Annotated in this window: 15 protein-coding genes and 1 pseudogene; 15 read left to right on the top strand and 1 reads right to left on the bottom strand. The window is 31.3% G+C overall.

All coding sequences use genetic code 11. From position 1 onward, the window contains the following. Positions 1 to 12: 12 nt before the first annotated feature. Positions 13 to 750 carry a glycerophosphodiester phosphodiesterase gene (locus K0040_RS11930; RefSeq protein ID WP_228109019.1) on the bottom strand — a complete coding sequence of 246 codons (738 nt, stop codon included), beginning with the start codon at positions 748 to 750 and terminating at the stop codon, positions 13 to 15. Positions 751 to 965: 215 nt separating this feature from the next. Here K0040_RS11930 and K0040_RS11935 point away from each other — a divergent pair, with 215 nt between their 5' ends. The 15 genes and pseudogenes from K0040_RS11935 to K0040_RS12005 all read left to right on the top strand — a co-directional run bounded on the left by K0040_RS11935 (position 966) and on the right by K0040_RS12005 (position 19,149). Then, entirely contained in the window at positions 966 to 1,517 is a 552-nt protein-coding gene (locus K0040_RS11935) for a glycerol-3-phosphate responsive antiterminator (protein ID WP_228109020.1), read from the top strand. A 178-nt stretch (positions 1,518 to 1,695) separates the two neighbouring features. Next, entirely contained in the window at positions 1,696 to 3,168 is a 1,473-nt protein-coding gene (locus tag K0040_RS11940; RefSeq protein WP_228109021.1) for an NAD(P)/FAD-dependent oxidoreductase, read from the top strand. Next, the gene (locus K0040_RS11945) at positions 3,155 to 4,426 is read left to right on the top strand and encodes an NAD(P)/FAD-dependent oxidoreductase (protein WP_334302505.1); all 1,272 of its coding nucleotides are present in this window, start codon (positions 3,155 to 3,157) and stop codon (positions 4,424 to 4,426) included. Before K0040_RS11940 ends, K0040_RS11945 begins: the two co-directional genes overlap by 14 nt. Positions 4,427 to 4,428: 2 nt before the next feature. Then, entirely contained in the window at positions 4,429 to 4,827 is a 399-nt protein-coding gene (locus tag K0040_RS11950) for a DUF1667 domain-containing protein (RefSeq protein WP_228109023.1), read from the top strand. Between the two features lie 369 nt (positions 4,828 to 5,196). Continuing rightward, the gene (locus tag K0040_RS11955) at positions 5,197 to 6,228 is read left to right on the top strand and encodes a sugar-binding transcriptional regulator (RefSeq protein WP_228109024.1); all 1,032 of its coding nucleotides are present in this window, start codon (positions 5,197 to 5,199) and stop codon (positions 6,226 to 6,228) included. Between the two features lie 52 nt (positions 6,229 to 6,280). Then, entirely contained in the window at positions 6,281 to 7,288 is a 1,008-nt protein-coding gene (gene gap, locus K0040_RS11960; RefSeq protein ID WP_018591752.1) for a type I glyceraldehyde-3-phosphate dehydrogenase, read from the top strand. A gap of 237 nt (positions 7,289 to 7,525) precedes the next feature. Continuing rightward, on the top strand, positions 7,526 to 8,728 hold the full coding sequence (locus K0040_RS11965; RefSeq protein WP_228109025.1) for a phosphoglycerate kinase: 1,203 nt from the start codon (positions 7,526 to 7,528) through the stop codon (positions 8,726 to 8,728). A 22-nt stretch (positions 8,729 to 8,750) separates the two neighbouring features. Further along, on the top strand, positions 8,751 to 9,506 hold the full coding sequence (tpiA, locus tag K0040_RS11970) for a triose-phosphate isomerase (protein WP_228109026.1): 756 nt from the start codon (positions 8,751 to 8,753) through the stop codon (positions 9,504 to 9,506). 3 nt (positions 9,507 to 9,509) lie between these two features. After that, entirely contained in the window at positions 9,510 to 11,039 is a 1,530-nt protein-coding gene (gene gpmI / locus K0040_RS11975; RefSeq protein WP_228109027.1) for a 2,3-bisphosphoglycerate-independent phosphoglycerate mutase, read from the top strand. Positions 11,040 to 11,298: 259 nt separating this feature from the next. Further along, positions 11,299 to 12,591, top strand: a complete 1,293-nt coding sequence (gene eno / locus K0040_RS11980) for a phosphopyruvate hydratase (RefSeq protein WP_228109028.1) — start codon at positions 11,299 to 11,301, stop codon at positions 12,589 to 12,591. A 227-nt stretch (positions 12,592 to 12,818) separates the two neighbouring features. Then, positions 12,819 to 14,240: pseudogene (gene pyk, locus K0040_RS11985) on the top strand (pyruvate kinase); the annotation flags it as partial. 227 nt (positions 14,241 to 14,467) lie between these two features. Next, complete coding sequence (locus K0040_RS11990) at positions 14,468 to 15,538, top strand: LacI family DNA-binding transcriptional regulator (RefSeq protein ID WP_228109029.1); 1,071 nt, start codon at positions 14,468 to 14,470, stop codon at positions 15,536 to 15,538. Positions 15,539 to 16,142: 604 nt separating this feature from the next. Further along, positions 16,143 to 17,288: an acyl-CoA dehydrogenase family protein gene (locus K0040_RS11995; RefSeq protein ID WP_228109030.1), complete on the top strand. Its 1,146-nt coding sequence runs from the start codon at positions 16,143 to 16,145 to the stop codon at positions 17,286 to 17,288. A gap of 33 nt (positions 17,289 to 17,321) precedes the next feature. After that, entirely contained in the window at positions 17,322 to 18,107 is a 786-nt protein-coding gene (locus K0040_RS12000; protein ID WP_228109031.1) for an electron transfer flavoprotein subunit beta/FixA family protein, read from the top strand. Between the two features lie 19 nt (positions 18,108 to 18,126). Continuing rightward, a complete protein-coding gene (locus K0040_RS12005; RefSeq protein WP_228109032.1) occupies positions 18,127 to 19,149 on the top strand; it encodes an electron transfer flavoprotein subunit alpha/FixB family protein in 1,023 nt (340 codons plus the stop codon). Positions 19,150 to 19,274: the final 125 nt, after the last annotated feature.

Consider the following 19,274-nt stretch of genomic DNA (forward strand, 5'->3'; position numbering starts at 1 on the left):
AAAAATCTTGAATTAAATTATTTCGTTTAATATTTCATTCATTAAATCTGGATAATCTGAAAATACACCATCCACATTAAGGGCTATCATTTTTCTCATTGTATTAGGTTTATTAACAGTATAAACAAATACTTTTATATTATTTTTGTGAGCCAAATCTACTATTTCCTTTGAAACTAATTGCCTTGAAATATTAATACTATATACCTTTAATTTTTTAGCATGTTCAACAACATTAGCTTCTGGAGCATAGTCTTTTTTATATTCATAAAGGGCACCGTACTTAAATCTATTGTCTAAGTTTTGTAAAATATTTAAGCACTTATGATTAAAAGAAGATATAAAAATTTTATCTTCAATACCATATTCTTTGATTAAATTCAAAAGATCTTGTTCTAAATCATAGTGTATTAAATCAGTTTTTGCTTCCACATTTAAAACAATATTTTCATTTTTAATTAGCTCAAAAACTTCTCTTAGTGTGGGGATTTTACAATCCTCATTTTCAATAAATTCAAACTTTCTACACAAAAAACTTTTGATTTCATCTAAAGTATAATCTTTTATAAGTCCCTTACCTTTAAAAGTTCTTTGAACATCTTCATCATGTATAACAACTAATTGTCCATCCTTACTTTTATGAACATCCAACTCAATTCCATCTACACCTATTGATAAAGCTTTTGAAAAAGCTAACATAGTATTTTCGGGATAGTCACCACTGGCTCCCCTATGAGCAAAAACTTTCATTTTACATCCTCCCTTGTGAAAAAACCAATCAAATTTAGTATAGTGTTTAAGAATGGAGCATGTCAACGCTTGGCATCTATTTAATATACATTCTACAATTTAGATAAGAGTTTGTTAATATATTGTTTTAACATCTATTATTGTAGATTTTAATGTATAATTAATTTATAAAAAAAATACTAGTTGGGTTTTAGGAAGGGACAGATTAAATAATTATGAGAGAGTTATTAGAGTGTAATCCTATAATAGGAGCTATAAAAGATGACGAAGATTTAGAAAAAGTTATAAATTCCGATTGCAATGTTGTATTTTTACTAAGTGGGGACATTTTAACATTAAAGGAAAAAGTAAATAAGCTTAAGTTAAATAATAAAAGGGTATTTGTTCATTTAGATATGATAGGAGGGATTTCAAGCAACCCTGTAATTGTAAAATACTTAAAGGACGAATTTCATATAGATGGAATAATAACAACAAAGATAAGTTTAGTAAAAAAAGCATTAGAAGAAAATATAAATGTAGTACAAAGAATATTTTTATTAGATTCTATATCCTTAAAAACTTCCATGGAGAATATAAGAAAGGCAAAACCAAGCGCAATTGAAATTATGCCTGGTGTAATTACTAAAGCAGTTAAAAGATTGCATAAAGAGTTTCCAGATCTACCTATAATTTGTGGTGGACTAATTGATGAGAAACAAGAAATTATTGATGTGCTAAAATATGGGGCCATGGCAGTATCTACTACAAAAAAAGAATTATGGTAATATTGTAATAAAAATAGTGACAAAAGTATTTCATTTGAATATAATGATTAGTATAGAAGGAAATTTTAAACAGAAAAGTAATAAAAGTTAATATATATGGCGGGAGAACAGAGAGCCTTTTCTATAAGTAATTATAGGGGAGACTCTCTGTTTTTTGAGCGAAAAAGGAGGCAATAAAATGTTTGATGTAGCAATTATAGGAGCTGGAATTGTAGGAAGTGCAGTAGCTAGACAACTATCAAGATATGATTTGAAAATAGTAGCTTTAGAAAAAGGCGTAGAGGTTTGTCAAGGCACAACAAAAGCAAACAGTGCCATAGTGCATGGTGGATTTGATGCAAAAGAAGGAACTTTAAAGGCTAAACTAAATGTTCTAGGTTGTAAGATGTATCCAAGCATTTGTGAAGAATTAAGTGTTGAATATAAAAATAATGGATCATTGGTTTTAGCTTTTAATGAAAATGACATGGATCATATACATGAGCTATATGAAAGAGGATTAAAAAATGGTGCAAATGACATTGAAATAATAGATGGAGAAAAGGTGAAAGAAATAGAGCCTAATGTTAGTGAAGATGTGGTTGGAGCACTTTGGTGTAAAAGCTCTGGAATCGTTTGTCCATTTAATTTAAACATAGCTCTTATGGAAAATGCAATTACAAATGGTGTTGAGTTAAAACTGGAAAGTGAAGTTTTAAATATAAAAAAAATAGAAGAAGAAAATTACTTTGAAATAAAAACAAATAAAGAAATTATAAAATCAAAATATGTAATAAATGCAGCTGGTGTATATTCAGATAAAATTAATAACCTTATTGGAGGAAATGAGTTTTATATTATACCAAGAAAGGGCGAATACAAGATTTTAGATAAATCTGAAGGAAATAAAGCAAGTCATACTTTGTTCACCTGTCCTACAGAAAAAGGAAAAGGAGTACTAGTAACTAAAACAGTTCATGGAAACTTATTAGTAGGACCAAATGCGAAAGAGGTGGAAAAAGATGATATAACTACAAGTAAATCTGGGTTAAAAGAAATTATGGATGGTGGTAGAAAATCCATTCCTAACATAGATTTTTCAAAAACAATAACATCCTTTGCTGGAGTCAGAGCTACACCAAATACAGGAGATTTTATGATATTTAAGTCAAAGGTAGCAAAAGGATTTATAAATGTGGCAGGGATAGAATCGCCAGGACTAGCATCAGCACCAGCCATAGCTTTACATGTAGAAGATTTATTAAAAGAAGTAATGTATGAAGATAATAAAAAACTAGAACTAAATAAAAATTTCAATCCAATAAGACTAAAAAACAAGCCTTTTATGGAAATGATGCCAATGGATCAAAAAGAGATTTTAAGTAAAGATGAAAAATATAAAACTATAATCTGTAGATGTGAAAACATTACAGAAGGAGAAATAGTTGATGCTATAAATAGACCTTGTGGAGCAAGAACTGTAGATGGTGTAAAAAGAAGAGTTAGACCTGGAATGGGAAGATGCCAAGGCGGATTCTGTGGACCAAAGGTTGTTGAAATTATAGCAAGAGAATTAAATATTACACCAGAAGAAGTACTAAAAGACTATGAAAATTCAAAGATGTTAGTTGGCAAAGCTAAGGAAGTAAGGGGTGAGACTGTTGAAGTATAATGTGATTGTAATTGGAGGCGGTCCAGCAGGACTTGGAGCAGCTGTTGAAGCAAAGAAAAATGGAGCACAAAAAGTATTAATAGTAGAAAGAGATAGAGAACTAGGTGGAATTTTAAATCAATGTATTCACAATGGATTTGGATTACATGAGTTCAAAGAAGAATTAACAGGACCAGAATATGCAGGTAGATTCATTCAAATGTCAAAGGAAAATAATATAGACCATGTGTTAAATACAATGGTACTTAGTATAGATGACGATGGAGAAAACAAAGTAATAAGAACTTTAGGTGAAAATGGCTTAGAAGAAATAAAAACCGATGCTGTAATTCTTGCAATGGGATGTAGAGAAAGAACCAGAGGAGCAATAGATATTCCAGGATACAGACCAGCAGGAGTTTATAATGCAGGAGCAGCCCAAAGATACATTAATATGGAAGGCTATATGGTAGGTAAAAAGGTAGTTATATATGGCTCGGGAGATATAGGGTTAATAATGGCAAGACGTATGACTCTGGAAGGTGCAGAAGTTAAATGTGTTGTGGAAATAAATCCTCATTCCAGTGGACTAACTAGAAACATAGTTCAATGTTTAGATGATTTTCATATTCCTTTAAAATTACAAACATGTATAAACTACATACATGGAAAAGATAGGGTGGAAGGGGTAACTTTAGCTAAACTAGATGAAAATAGACAAGTTGTAGCAGGAAGCGAAGAATTTATAGAATGTGACACTTTACTTCTTTCTGTAGGATTAATTCCAGAAAATGAACTTTCTACTAATATGGGAATAGAACTAGACAGAAAAACCAGTGGACCAATTGTGGATAGTAGTATGTCTACTAATAAAGAAGGAATTTTCGCCTGTGGAAATGTGGTTCATGTTCATGACTTGGTGGACTTTGTTACAAAAGAAAGTAGAATAGCAGGAAGAGAAGCTGCCTTATATGTGAAAAATAAAAATGAAAGATTAATCAAATTAGATCATAAAAAAATAAACACTGTGGCAGGAGATGGAATATCTTATATTGTGCCACAAAGTTTAAATATAGACTCAGAAGAAGAGATAAATCTATTTATGAGAGTAAGAAATATTTGCAACAATAAGAAGTTAGTTGTTAGAAGTGGAGACCAAGTTATATTAGAAAAGAAAAGACCTCATATGATACCGTCAGAAATGGAAACTTTAAAAATAAACAAAGAAAAGTTATCTAATATAAAGGAAGATATAAGTATTTGTGTGGAGGAGATATAATTATGAAAAGAGAAATAACTTGTATAGTATGTCCTAAGGGATGTCAAATGATAGTTAATAATATAGAAGGACAATATATAGTAGAAGGAAATAGTTGCATTAGAGGTGCAAAATATGGCGTGGATGAAGTTACCAACCCAAAAAGAATGGTAACTTCTACAGTAAGATTAGAAGGAGCTTATTTGAATATGCTTCCAGTAAAAACATCATCATCTGTGGCAAAAGACTTAGTTTTTGAAGTGATGAAGGTATTATCAACAATAAAAATCACTGCCCCAGTAAAAGTTGGAGATATAATAGTAAAAAATATATTAAACACAGGAGTAGATATAATAAGTACTAAAACAATAAATAATATCTATGAGTCTTATGGAAAAGAAGAATTAAGAAAAATTTTATAAAAAATAAGAAAAATAACTAAAATAAGCCTATAAATCTTATAAAAAAATTTAAGATTTATAGGCTTATTTTTATTTTACTTTTATAAAAACTTTATTGTTAATAAATAAACTTAGATATAATAAAAAAATTGTAAAAAAGTAAAATACACATATTTATAAAAAAGGATAAAATACTTTTTAAAAGGATAAAATAAGTTACATGAATAGAAGACGTTTTTTGTCAAAAGATAAAATAAATTTACTTAAAAAAATACAAAAAATCACTTGAAAAATGGTTTTCATTAGAGTACAATAAAAATATCTTGTGGGACACAAAATAAGTATAAGGGACATAAAAAGTCCCGATTATTAAATCAAGAGGATGTAATAATGAAAAATTTATTAAAAATTCAGCAAAAACTAATTCCTGAAGTTATTGACATTATGACAAAGAGATATTTGATTTTAAGAGAAATATCTTTAAGCGAACCAATAGGAAGACGAGCTTTAGCAACAAATCTCCAAAGTGGAGAAAGAATCATAAGATCAGAAACAGAACTTCTAAAAAAACAAGGTCTTATAGATGTAAATTTAAAAGGTATGACTATTACCGAAGAAGGCAAAGAAATATTAAATGCTCTAAAAGACAGCATGAATGATGTAATAGGACTTAATACCCTTCAAGAAGAACTTAGAAACGTTCTAGGAATCAAAAAAGTCTTGCTAATACCTGGTAGCTATGAAAAAAATAAAAGTTTACTAAAAGATATTGGGAAACAAGCTTCAAAATATTTTTTAAGTGTACTTAAAGACGATGACATAGTTTCAATTGCTGGTGGAGGTACAATGCTTGAATTTGCTAAATCAATTAAATGTGATAAAAAATTTAGCTCTACAGTAGTAGTTCCAGCAAGAGGTAGTGTTGGTCTCGATGTTGAGACACAATCAAACAATGTAGTAGCAGAAGTAAGTAAGAATATACATTCAACTTACAAATTACTAAACATACCAGATGAGCTTGGCGAAGAGTCAATAAAAACTCTTACACAAGAACCAGAAATAAATAAAACATTGAAATTAATACAAAATTCCAATGTACTAGTATTTAGTATTGGTAGAGCTGATGAAATGGTAAAAAGAAGAAAATTATCAGATGAAAAAGCAAAAGAGATAATGGACAAAGAAGCTATAGGTGAAGCCTTTGGTCATTACTTTAATAAAAAAGGGGAAATTGTTTATAAGTTAAATACAGTGGGGATTGATATAGAATCTTTTAAAAACAAAAGAGAAACTATAGCTGTATTTGCGGGGAGAAAAAAAGCAGAAGCTTTTATTCCAATTTCCAAACTAAACAAGAATATAGTTCTTGTTACAGATGAAGATAGTGCAAAGAGAATTCTTGAACTAACTGTAAATAACTAGCTTAGCTAGTAAAAAATATAATGAAAATTACACCACGTAGGAGGTATATGAAATGGTTAAAGTAGCAATCAATGGATTTGGTAGAATAGGTAGATTAGCATTAAGAAAATTAATGGAGCAAACAGAAGAATTTGAAGTTGTTGCAATAAACGACTTAACAGACGCTAAAACATTAGCTCATTTATTCAAATATGATACAGCTCAAGGTAGATTCAACGGTGAAATAGTTGTTGAAGATGGTGCTTTCGTAGTAAACGGACACAAAATAAAAGTTACAGCTGAAAGAAACCCAGCTGACTTACCATGGGCAGAACTTGGAGTAGATATAGTATTAGAGTGCACAGGATTCTTCACTTCTCAAGAAAAAGCTGGTCTTCACTTAGAAGCAGGAGCTAAAAAAGTTGTTGTATCTGCACCAGCAACTGGTGATGTTAAAACTGTAGTTTTCAACACTAACCAAGATATATTAGATGGATCTGAAACAGTTATATCAGGAGCTTCTTGTACAACTAACTGTTTAGCACCAATGGCTAAAACTTTAAATGACAAATTCGGTATAGAAAAAGGTCTTATGACTACTATACATGCATATACAAATGACCAAAATACTTTAGATGGCCCTCATCCAAAAGGTGACTTAAGAAGAGCTAGAGCTGCAGCAGGAAACATAGTTCCTAACACTACAGGAGCTGCAAAAGCTATAGGTTTAGTTATACCAGAATTAAAAGGTAAATTAGACGGAGCTGCTCAAAGAGTTCCAGTTGTAACTGGTTCATTAACTGAGTTAGTTTGCACATTAAAGAAAAACGTAACAGTTGAAGAAATAAATGCTGCAATGAAAGAAGCTGCTAACGAATCATTTGGATACACTGAAGAATACTTAGTATCTTCTGACATAATAGGAATAAGCTATGGTTCATTATTTGATGCAACTCAAACAAGAGTTATGGAAGTTGACGGAAAGCAATTAGTTAAGACTGTTTCTTGGTACGACAATGAAATGTCTTATACTTCTCAATTAATAAGAACATTAGGATACTTTGCCAAATTAGCTAAATAGTATGACATAAAGTCCGGGTTTGTAGTTTTATGCTACGGGCTCCGGACTTTTTTAACAGTGAATAGTATAAAGATCGAGAATAAATAGTAAAGAATAAATTTAATAATACAAAAATGATATACCAAAAGGGGAATAGTATAACATAATGTATGCAAATATACACATATAGTATGTACAAATCAGTGGGGAAAGATATATAATAGATACGGAGTAATAATAACGAAAGGAGATTGTATTATGTCAATGTTAAACAAAAAAACAATCGAAGATATAAGTGTAGACGGAAAAAAAGTATTAGTAAGATGTGATTTCAATGTTCCATTACAAGACGGAAAAATAACTGATGAGAATAGGTTAAATGGAGCGCTTCCAACTATAAAATACTTAATAGAAAATGGAGCAAAAGTTATACTTTGCTCACATATGGGAAAACCAAAAGGAGAAGCTAAACCAGAATTATCTTTAGCACCAGTTGCTGCTAGATTATCTGAAATGTTAGGTAAAGAAGTAGTATTTGCTGCAGATGACAATGTTGTTGGGGAAAAGGCAAGAGCGGCAGTAGAAAAAATGGAAAATGGTGATGTAGTATTACTACAAAACACTAGATATAGAAAAGAAGAAACTAAAAACGAAGAAAACTTCTCTAAAGAATTAGCTTCATTAGCTGAAATATTCGTAAATGATGCTTTCGGTACTGCTCATAGAGCTCACTGCTCAACAGTAGGTGCTGGAGAATTCTTAAATGAAAGAGCTTGTGGATACCTAATCCAAAAAGAATTAAAATTCTTAGGAGAAGCAGTAGCTAATCCTGTAAGACCTTTCACAGCTATACTTGGAGGATCAAAAGTATCTGACAAAATAGCAGTTATAAACCAATTATTAGACAAAGTTGATAACATAATAATCGGTGGAGGAATGGCTTATACATTCTTAAAAGCTCAGGGATACGAAATAGGAACTTCTTTATGTGAAGAAGATAAAGTAGATTATGCAAAAGAAATGTTAGAAAAAGCTAAAGAAAAAGGTGTTAACTTCTTATTACCAGTTGACTCAAGAGCAGCTTCTAAATTTGCTGCAGATGCAGAGGTTGTTGTAACAGAGGATCAAAACATACCTGCAGGTCACATGGGACTAGATATAGGACCTAAATCAGAAGCTAAATTCGTAGATGTTGTAAATAATTCTAAAACAATAGTATGGAATGGACCAATGGGAGTATTCGAATTTGAATCTTTCGCAAAAGGAACACTTGCAATAGCAAAAGCTATGGCACAGTTAGAAGAGGCTACTACTGTAATAGGTGGTGGAGATAGTGCTGCTGCTGTTAACCAACTAGGATTCGGAGACAAAATGACTCACGTTTCAACTGGTGGTGGAGCATCATTAGAGTTCTTAGAAGGAAAAGAATTACCAGGAATAGTTGCTTTAGATAACAAATAATATTGAAGGTGGAGGAATAACCATGAGAAAACCTATTATTGCGGGAAACTGGAAAATGAACAAAACAATAGCTGAAGCTGTTGAATTTGTTAATGATATAAAGGGTAAATTAAATGATGAAAGTGTAGATGCTGTAATATGCGCTCCTTTCACTATGTTAAAAGACCTAAAAGAAGCTACAAAAGGTACTAATGTAAAAATTGGTGCTCAAAATATGCACTTTGCAGACAATGGAGCATTTACAGGAGAAGTATCTCCAGCAATGCTTAAAGAATTAGATATGGACTATGTTGTAATAGGCCACTCAGAAAGAAGAGAATACTTCAACGAAACTAATGAAACTTGCAACAAAAAAGTATTAAAAGCTTTAGAAGTTGGAATAGATCCAATACTTTGCTGTGGTGAAACATTAGAAGAAAGAGAAACTGATAAAACTAAAGACGTTGTAAAAACTCAAGTAGTTGCAGGTCTTGCTAATGTAAAAGCTGAAGATTTAGTTAAAGTTGTTATAGCTTATGAGCCAATATGGGCTATAGGAACTGGAAAAACTGCTACTGCAGAGCAAGCTAACGATGTTATAGCTTATATAAGAGAAGTAATAGATTCTTTATATAAAGAATTAGCTAATGAAGTTAGAATACAATATGGTGGAAGTGTTAAACCAGGAAATGTAGTAGAAATAATGGGACAAAGCGACATAGACGGTGCATTAGTTGGTGGAGCTTCTTTACAACCAGCTGACTATATGGCGCTTGTTAATTATCAAGGAGTGAAATAGTTAATGAAAAAACCAGTAGCTTTAATCATCATGGATGGATTTGGACACACTACTAAAGTAGAAGGCAGTGCTATAGACAAAGCTAATACACCTAACATAAAAAAATTAGTAGACGAATATCCAAATACATTAATAAATGCTAGTGGTCTTGATGTTGGACTTCCAAATGGACAAATGGGTAACTCAGAAGTTGGGCATACTAACATTGGTGCAGGAAGAATAGTATATCAAGATTTAACTAGAATAACAAAAGCAATAGAAGATGGCGAATTCTTCAAAAACGAAGTATTATGCCAAGCTATGGAAAATGGAAAGCAAAAAGCACTTCACATCATGGGATTATTATCTGATGGTGGAGTACATTCACATATAGATCACCTAAAAGCCTTACTAAAAATGGCAGATGATAAAGGTGTAAAAAAAGTTTATGTTCATGCATTTACTGATGGTAGAGATACAGATCCTCAAAGTGCTATACACTATGTAAGAGAAATAGAAGATTACATGGATGAGATAGAATGCGGTGAGTTTGCTACTGTAAACGGTAGATACTATGCAATGGACAGAGATAAAAGATGGGAAAGAGTTGAAAAAGCATACAATGCTATGACTTTAGGAGAAGGAGAAACTGCTTCTTCTGCAAGTGAGGCTGTTGCAAACTCTTACAAATCAGGAAATAATGATGAATTCATATTACCAACTGTTATAACTAAAAACAACGAACCAGTTGGAAAAATATGTGATGGAGATTCTGTTATATTCTTCAACTTTAGACCTGATAGAGCTAGAGAAATAACTAGAGCTATAGTAAGTGACGAATTTAGCGGATTTGAAAAATCTCCTATAAAATGTTTCTTTGTATGCTTAACAGAATACGATGTAACTATACCAAATGTTCACATAGCATTTTGTCCAGCATCATTAACTAACACTTTAGGTGAGTACTTAGCTAAAAACAAAAAGACTCAACTTAGAGCTGCTGAAACAGAAAAATATGCTCATGTTACATTCTTCTTTAACGGTGGTGTTGAACAACCAAATGAAGGTGAAGATAGATTATTAATACCTTCTCCAAAGGTTGCAACTTATGATTTACAACCAGAAATGTCTGCACCAGAATTAGTTGAAAAAGTTATGGCAAAAATAGATGAAGATAAATACGACTTTATAGTAGTTAACTTCGCAAATCCTGATATGGTTGGTCATACAGGAGTTATGGAAGCCGCTATTAAAGCTGTTGAAACAGTAGATGATTGTGTTGGTAAATTAGTAGATAAGTTAAGCTCAGTAGGTGGTAGCGCAATAATAACTGCAGACCATGGTAATGCTGAACTTATGATAGACTTAGAAACTAAAAAAGTTATAACAGCACATTCAACAAATCCTGTTCCACTTATAGTAACAGGTGAAGAGTTCAAAAATGCAAAATTATTAAGTGGTGGTAGACTATCAGATTTAGCTCCAACTATACTTGATATGATGCAATTAGAGAAACCAGAAGAAATGACTGGTCACTCATTAATAAGTAAATAATTTTCAAAGATTAGGTGTTCATCACCTAATCTTGAGAATTTATATAATAATGAATTAACCTAATTTATTAAAAAATAAAAAAGATTATAAAAAGGTTGCTAATTTAGAAAAAAATTATATTTATAATAAAAATTTAAAATAATAATAAAGAAATTTATGAACTTACCCATCAATAAGTATAATAAATTTTAAATTAAGCATTTTAAATTTGAAATTGCAAGTTAGCAAATAAATTATTTAAATCGAAGGGAGAAATACCATGTCAGTAATAGAATCAGTATACGCAAGAGAAGTCCTAGACTCAAGAGGAAATCCAACTGTAGAAGTTGAAGTAGTTTTAGAATCAGGTGCAGAAGGTAGAGCTATAGTTCCATCTGGAGCATCTACAGGAGCTTTCGAAGCTGTTGAATTAAGAGACGGTGATAAAGGAAGATACTTAGGAAAAGGAACTCAAACTGCTGTTGATAACGTAAACAACATAATAGCTGAAGAATTAGAAGGAATGGAGTCAACTGATCAACCAGGTGTTGATGCACTATTAATAGAATTAGACGGAACTCACAACAAAGGTAAATTAGGAGCTAACGCAATACTTGGTGTATCTATGGCTGTTGCTAGAGCATCTGCTGAAGAATTAGGATTACCATTATTCCAATACATAGGTGGAGTAAACGCTAAGCAATTACCAGTTCCAATGATGAACATATTAAACGGTGGAGAACATGCTGATAACAACGTTGACGTTCAAGAATTCATGATATTACCAGTTGGTGCTCCTTCATTTAAAGAAGGTTTAAGAATGGGTGCAGAAGTATTCCATTCATTAAAGAAAGTTCTTGGAGAAAAAGGACTTGCTTGTGGTGTAGGTGACGAAGGTGGATTTGCTCCAAACTTAGGATCAAACAGAGAAGCATTAGAATTAATAGTTGATGCTATAGCTAAAGCTGGATACGAGCCAGGAAAAGACGTTATGTTAGGATTAGACGTTGCTGCTACAGAAATGTACAACAAAGAAACTAAAAAATATGTTTTAGCTGGAGAAGGAAAAGAATTAACAGCTGAGCAAATGGTTGAATTATACGAAGATTGGGCTAACAACTTCCCAATAATAACTATAGAAGACGGTCTTGACGAAGAAGATTGGGATGGATGGAAAGTTCTTACTGAAAGATTAGGAAACAAATTACAATTAGTTGGAGACGACTTATTCGTTACTAACACTGAAAGACTTGAAAGAGGTATAGACGCTGGTGTTGCTAACTCTATACTAATAAAAGTTAACCAAATAGGTACTATAACTGAAACTTTAGATGCTATAGAAATGGCTAAGAGAGCTGGATACACTGCAGTAATATCTCATAGATCAGGAGAAACTGAAGATACTACTATAGCTGACTTAGCTGTAGCTGTAAATGCAGGACAAATAAAAACTGGTGCTCCATCAAGAACTGATAGAGTTGCTAAGTACAACCAATTATTAAGAATAGAAGAAATGGTTGGAGACTGCGCTAGATACTGTGGATTAAACTCTTTCTACAACTTAAAGAAATAGGTTATAAAATAAAGAGATTAATATAATTAAAAATCCTAGCCACTTGCGGTACTAATTACTGTATGGCTGGGATTTTTTTAACCTAATATAATAAAAAAGTTGCACATTGTATACAAATCATGTGTATAAGGGAATATATATGGGAAAACGTATTTTTATTGAAGTGAAATTGAAAATATAAGACAAAATGATAGATTGATGAAATCTACAAGATATGGAGAGGAACTATTATGGATAAGACAAAAAGAACTAAAATCGTTTGTACATTAGGACCAGCTAGTGAAACTGAGGAAATATTAAGAGATCTTATAAACAACGGATTAAATGTATGTAGAATGAACTTCTCTCATGGTTCTCATGAAGAGCATAAAGTGAGAATGGATTTAGTTAAAAAAGTTAGAGAAGAGTTAGGACAACCTACTGCCATACTTTTAGATACTAAAGGACCAGAAATAAGAACAGGAAACTTCTCAGACCCAGAAGTTCTTCTTGAAGAAGGGCAAACTTTTACAATAACAATGAAAGATGTTATGGGAAATAAAGAAATATGTACAGTAAGTTACAAAGGATTAGTTCATGATGTTAAGCCAGGAGATACTATATTAATCGATGATGGTTTAGTAGGACTTACTGTTAAAGAAATAAAAGGTGATGATATAGTTTGTGAAGTACAAAACTCAGGAATAGTTAAAAATCACAAAGGTGTTAACGTACCAGGAGTTAAAGTAAATTTACCAGCTATAACTGAAAAAGATAGAAGTGATATAGAGTTTGGTATAGAACAAGGAATAGATTTCATAGCAGCATCTTTTGTAAGAAAGGTTTCTGATATTTTAGCAATAAGGGAAATATTAGAAGAAAAGAATGCAACTGATATAAAGATAATATCTAAAATAGAAAATCAAGAAGGTGTTGATAACCTAGATGAAATCATAGAGATATCTGACGGAATAATGGTAGCTAGAGGAGATTTAGGTGTGGAAATACCAACACAAGAAATACCAATTGTTCAAAAATTAATGATTAAAAAATGCAACGATGCAGGAAAGCCAGTTATAACAGCTACTCAAATGCTTGATTCTATGATAAGAAATCCAAGACCAACTAGAGCAGAAGTTACAGACGTTGCCAATGCTATCTACGATGGAACAGATGCAATAATGCTATCAGGAGAAACTGCAGCAGGTAAATACCCAGTAGAAGCAGTAAAAACAATGGCTCAAATAGCTAAAAGAACAGAAGAAAGTATAAACTATAATGAATTATTAATATGCAAAGCTAGCAAAGCTAAAAACGTTGCAGATGCTATAAGTTATGCAACTTGTACAACTGCTATGAATTTAGACGCAAAAGCAATTCTTACATCAACATCTTCTGGTCATACAGCTAGGATGGTATCTAAGTTTAGACCAGATTGCCAAATAGTTGCTACAACAAGTCATGATAGAATTATGAGACAACTTTCATTATCTTGGGGTGTAATGCCATTAATAAGATCATCATCAAAAACTACAGATGAGGTTATAGAAAATGCTATAGTATCTGCTAAAAATGCTAAATATATCAATGAAGAAGATTTAGTTGTTGTAACTGCTGGTGTTGCAAGAGGAGTAAGTGGAACAACTAACTTAATAAAAGTAGAAACAGTTTAATTAGAAAGAGATGCTAAAATCTATAAGGTGAATAAATTTGCCTTAACTAAAAAATTAATTAAATATATGAGAGCCTTAGAAATTATTCTAAGGCTCTTTTGTTTTCGGGAGGTATCAAAATTGTGCATACCTTTAAAAAGTTATGAATATGATATATGTGTCAGGTAATAGGGTTGGAGCTAGAATATATAAAAAATATTATTTATAAAAATAAAAGGAAATATATGAAGAATATAGAATGGAATATGAAAGTAAGAAGAAGATTGTGTATGGAGGTTGTAAATATGGATATACGCCAAATTGCCCAAAAAGCAGGGGTTTCTGTTGCTACAGTATCTAGAGTACAAAATCATCCAGAAACAGTAGCGCCAGCTACACTAGAAAAAGTACAGGCTATAATTGAAGAATATCAATATACGCCTAATTGGTTTGCAAGGGGAATGAACTTAGGAAAAGGAGATACCATAGGTTTAATTGTTCCAGATATACTAAATCCAAGTTATATGGAAATAGTTAAAGGAATAGAAGAAATCGTATACAAACATGGATATATTACGCTTATGTGTAATGGAGATGGCGATTCAAAACAAGAAAGTGACTCTATTGATAATCTGTTAAAAAGAAGTGTAGATGGATTGATTGTACTTTCAACAGCCCTAGGAAAAGAAAAACTAATTTCTATTAGACAAAAAGGTATTCCTATAGTATCTATAGGGGAAAGTAATGCAGGTTCTGAAATAGATACAGTTAAAATAGACTATAGAGAAGCAACTCATAATGCTATAAAACATTTAGTTGATATGGGGTATAGAAGTGTGGCAATTATTAACGGACCTATTAGTAAAATAGAAAATCAATTAAGGTTAAAAGGATATGAAGAAATACTAGAATCAGCTGGTATACCAATTGATAAAAAGTATATAATTTCGTCTAAAATTTCTATGGAAAATGGATATATTCAGGCTAAAAAATTATTAAAATTAGATAAATTACCGCGAGCTATATTTGCTACAGATGATGTAATAGCAATGGGAGTTATGGCAGCCCTAAGAGATGAAGGAATAAAAGTGCCAGAAGATATTGCAATTGTTGGTTTTGACAATATTAATATTATAAAAATGATGGAGTCTAAGCTTACCACGGTAGAAAATCCTTTATATAGGCAAGGCGTAGAGGGTGCAAAGCTTTTATTGGAGCTTATTGAAAGTGGAAATACAAAAGAATGTGTTCCTAAAGAAATTTTATTAAAAACTAAACTTAAAATACGTAAATCCTGTGGATATAAAACTAAATAATATTTAGAATAAAACCTAGTAGTTATGAATAAAATAAAATACAGAGTCAAATATAATCCTCTATTTTGCATGAAAACTAAATTAATAATATGCAAAATAATGCAAAATAACAGATATAAACATGAAAATATACATAAAAAAAATGTATATAATTAATTATTGTTTAATATAAAAAATTAATACAAAATAGATTGACAATAATAAAACAGGTTACTATAATTAGAAATATAAATAAAAATTTTTAAAAAAATAAAATATTACAAAAAATAAATATATATATATATATATATAAAAATTCATAATACCAAATCTAAAAATACATAACTTTTACTATTCATTAAAAACACCCACAAAATAAAACAAAAACTATTAAAACAAAATAGAGTCATCATAATAAATTATTAAAATATATATTACTATGTTGATTTATATGAAATCATATAAACAAATATTTTAAAAATGTAAACGGTTACATAGGGATTTAATTTCTCGCTTCTTTTCTTATGGAGAGTGTATCTTTTGGAAGATTCACTGTAAACAACTTGGAGTTGAGATTTAAATATAAATAAGTTAATAGAATTATTGTTTATTAGGAGGAGTATCTATGGAGGGCTTTAAATTAACAAAAGAACAATTACTACAAAAGGAATTGTTTTACAGATTTTCAGAGAATGAAATTAGACCAATAGCTAGAGATATGGACGAAGCGGAAGAGTATTCTCAAGAATTAATTAAAAAACTACAAAAAGCTGGTATGTTTGGAATTCCTTACTCTCGTGAGTATGGAGGACAAGGATCAGATGTTTTAACTTATGCACTATGCATGGAAGAAGTTTCAAAAATAGATGCAAGTACAGGGATAACAATATCTGTTCATACATCTCTGGCTTGTGCATGTATAAATGAATTTGGATCAGAAGAGCAGAAACAAAAGCATTTAAGACCATTAGTTGATGGAAGTAAGATCGGGTGCTTTGGTCTTACAGAACCCAATGCAGGAACTGATGCATCTGGAGTTCAAACAGAAGCAATTTTAGATGGAGATGAGTATGTACTTAGTGGCTCAAAAATATTTACTACAAATTCTGGTTTTGCTGATACTTTTGTAATATTTGCCTTAACAGATAAATCTAAAGGACCTAAGGGAATGTCTGCATTTATAGTAGATAGAAATTCAAAAGGGCTTTCAGTAGGAAAAAATATACCTCGTATGGGAATAAGAGCTGCTTCAAACTGTGAAGTTGCTATAGAAAATGTTCGTGTCCCTAAAGAGAATTTATTAGGTAAAGAAGGTAAAGGATACAAGATAGCTATGACAGCTCTTGGTGGAGGGCGTATAGGAATAGGTGCCCAAGCTGTTGGTATAGCTCAAGGATGCATAAATGAGACTGTGAAATATGTAAAAGAAAGAAAGCAATTTAATCAGAGAATATCACAATTCCAAAACACACAATTTAAACTTGCTGAATTACAAACAAAGGTTGATGCTGCAAGGTTAATGGTGTGGAGAGCCGCTGTGGCAAAAGATAATAAGGAAAATTATGCTCCTCTTGCTGCAATGTGTAAACTATATGCTTCAGGAGTAGCAAATGATGTAGCTAGAGAGTGTGTTCAACTATTTGGAGGATACGGTTATTCTAGAGAGTATCCAGTAGAAAGAGCTTTAAGAGATGCTAAGATAACAGAAATATACGAAGGTACATCAGAAGCTATGAAAATGATAATTTCTGGTTCAATGAAAATAAAATAAATAGCATATAGGGATAAAAGGGGGAGTTTTACAATGAAAATTGTTGTATGTATAAAACAAGTTCCAGATACAACAGAAGTAAAATTAGATCAAAAAACAAATACTCTTATAAGAGATGGAGTTCCAAGTATAATAAATCCAGATGATAAGGCTGGTATAGAAACTGCATTAAGATTAAAAGAAAGTTTAGATGCAACAGTAACAGTTGTTTGTATGGGACCTCCACAAGCAGAAGTAGCATTAAGAGAAGCTTTGGCTATGGGATGTGATGATGCAGTATTATTATCAGATAGAAAATTTGGTGGATCTGATACCTTTGCAACAGCAACTATAATAGCTGCAGGACTTAAGTCTATAGATTATGACTTAATAATAACTGGTCGCCAAGCTATAGATGGGGATACAGCTCAAGTTGGACCTCAAATTGCTGAACAATTACAAATACCTCAAGTAACATATGCTGAAGAGGTAAAACAAGAAGAAGGAAAATTAATAATAAAAAGACAGTTTGAAGATAGATATCATATGATAAGAGTTTCAACTCCTTGTTTAATAACTACATTAGCTGAAACTACTAAACCTAGATATATGTCAGTTAGAGGAATAGTAGAAGCTCATGAAAAAGAAATAAAAGTCTTAGGATTTGAAGAGCTTAAAGAAAATTTCAATCCTGATAATATAGGATTAACAGGATCTCCAACTAATGTTTATAAATCTTTTACTAAGCCATCAAAACAACCAGGTGTAATAGTTAATAAATCAGCAGATGAAGCTGTTACAGCAATAATGGAAAAATTAGTAGAAAAGCACGTTTTATAAATAATAGGAGGAGAGTAATATGAGTAAAAATATTTATGTATTCATAGAACAAAGAGATGGAAAAATTCAAAAGGTTGGATATGAACTTATTGGAGAATCAACAAGACTGGCTAAGGATTTAGGTCAAAAAGTAGTGGGAGTTTTATTAGGGCACAATATAGCTGATAAAGCTGAAATGATAATAAAGCATGGAGCAGATGAGGTAGTGGTAGTGGATAACCCTATATTAGAAGAATATAGTACAGAACCATATACAAAAGCTTTATCTAAAATTATCAATGACTTAGAACCAGAGATAGTATTGTTTGGAGCTACTTCAATAGGAAGAGATCTTGCACCAAGAATTGCAGGTAGAGTTCATACAGGTCTAACAGCAGATTGTACATCTTTATCTATAGATGAAGAATCCAAGCTATTATTAATGACTCGCCCGGCTTTCGGTGGGAATATAATGGCTACCATAGTTTGCAAAAAACATAGACCACAGATGGCTACAATAAGACCAGGTGTTATGTCTACACTTGATATAGATATGGATAAAGAGGGAGAAATAAAATTATTTAATGTTGAATTTACAGATACAGATAAAAATGTAGAAATACTTGAAGTTGTAAAAGAAAATAAAAAAGCTACTGATATAACAGCAGCAAAAGTTTTAGTTTCTGGAGGTCGTGGAATAGGTGGACCAGAAGGATTCAATATACTTAGAGAAGTTGCTAGTGAGTTAGGTGGGGAAGTGTCTTCTTCTAGAGCATGTGTTGATGCTGGTTGGATAGAGTCTACTAGACAAGTAGGCCAAACTGGTAAAACTGTAAGACCAAACTTATATCTAGCTTGTGGCATATCTGGAGCAATACAACACGTTGCAGGTATGGAAGAATCTGATTGTATAATATCTATAAATAAAAATGATACGTCTGCAATTTTTAATGCATCAGATTTAGGAGTTGTAGGAGATTTAAAGGTTATACTACCTAAATTACTAAATGCAATCAAAGAGTACAAAAATAAGGATAAAGAAACTGTAGATAGTTTGGTATAACTTACAATAAGCATTTATATAATTAAGGATTATTAAATTGGTTTATTAGAGTAAATAAGTTAAAAAGTACATATTTCTCTTAAAAAACTAAGTAATAATAAATAATGAATATAAAAAATTAAGGG

Source organism: Terrisporobacter petrolearius (assembly GCF_020748185.1).
Taxonomy (GTDB): Bacteria; Bacillota; Clostridia; order Peptostreptococcales; family Peptostreptococcaceae; genus Terrisporobacter; species Terrisporobacter petrolearius.

Bases quoted from the DNA above. Each gene is read 5' to 3' on its own strand.
- K0040_RS11930 (WP_228109019.1), bottom strand. From the start codon at position 750: ATGAAAGTTTTTGCTCATAGGGGAGCCAGTGGTGACTATCCCGAAAAT.
- K0040_RS11935 (WP_228109020.1), top strand. From the start codon at position 966: ATGAGAGAGTTATTAGAGTGTAATCCTATAATAGGAGCTATAAAAGAT.
- K0040_RS11940 (WP_228109021.1), top strand. From the start codon at position 1,696: ATGTTTGATGTAGCAATTATAGGAGCTGGAATTGTAGGAAGTGCAGTA.
- K0040_RS11950 (WP_228109023.1), top strand. From the start codon at position 4,429: ATGAAAAGAGAAATAACTTGTATAGTATGTCCTAAGGGATGTCAAATG.
- K0040_RS11955 (WP_228109024.1), top strand. From the start codon at position 5,197: ATGAAAAATTTATTAAAAATTCAGCAAAAACTAATTCCTGAAGTTATT.
- gap (WP_018591752.1), top strand. From the start codon at position 6,281: ATGGTTAAAGTAGCAATCAATGGATTTGGTAGAATAGGTAGATTAGCA.
- K0040_RS11965 (WP_228109025.1), top strand. From the start codon at position 7,526: ATGTCAATGTTAAACAAAAAAACAATCGAAGATATAAGTGTAGACGGA.
- tpiA (WP_228109026.1), top strand. From the start codon at position 8,751: ATGAGAAAACCTATTATTGCGGGAAACTGGAAAATGAACAAAACAATA.
- gpmI (WP_228109027.1), top strand. From the start codon at position 9,510: ATGAAAAAACCAGTAGCTTTAATCATCATGGATGGATTTGGACACACT.
- eno (WP_228109028.1), top strand. From the start codon at position 11,299: ATGTCAGTAATAGAATCAGTATACGCAAGAGAAGTCCTAGACTCAAGA.
- K0040_RS11990 (WP_228109029.1), top strand. From the start codon at position 14,468: ATGAAGAATATAGAATGGAATATGAAAGTAAGAAGAAGATTGTGTATG.
- K0040_RS11995 (WP_228109030.1), top strand. From the start codon at position 16,143: ATGGAGGGCTTTAAATTAACAAAAGAACAATTACTACAAAAGGAATTG.
- K0040_RS12000 (WP_228109031.1), top strand. From the start codon at position 17,322: ATGAAAATTGTTGTATGTATAAAACAAGTTCCAGATACAACAGAAGTA.
- K0040_RS12005 (WP_228109032.1), top strand. From the start codon at position 18,127: ATGAGTAAAAATATTTATGTATTCATAGAACAAAGAGATGGAAAAATT.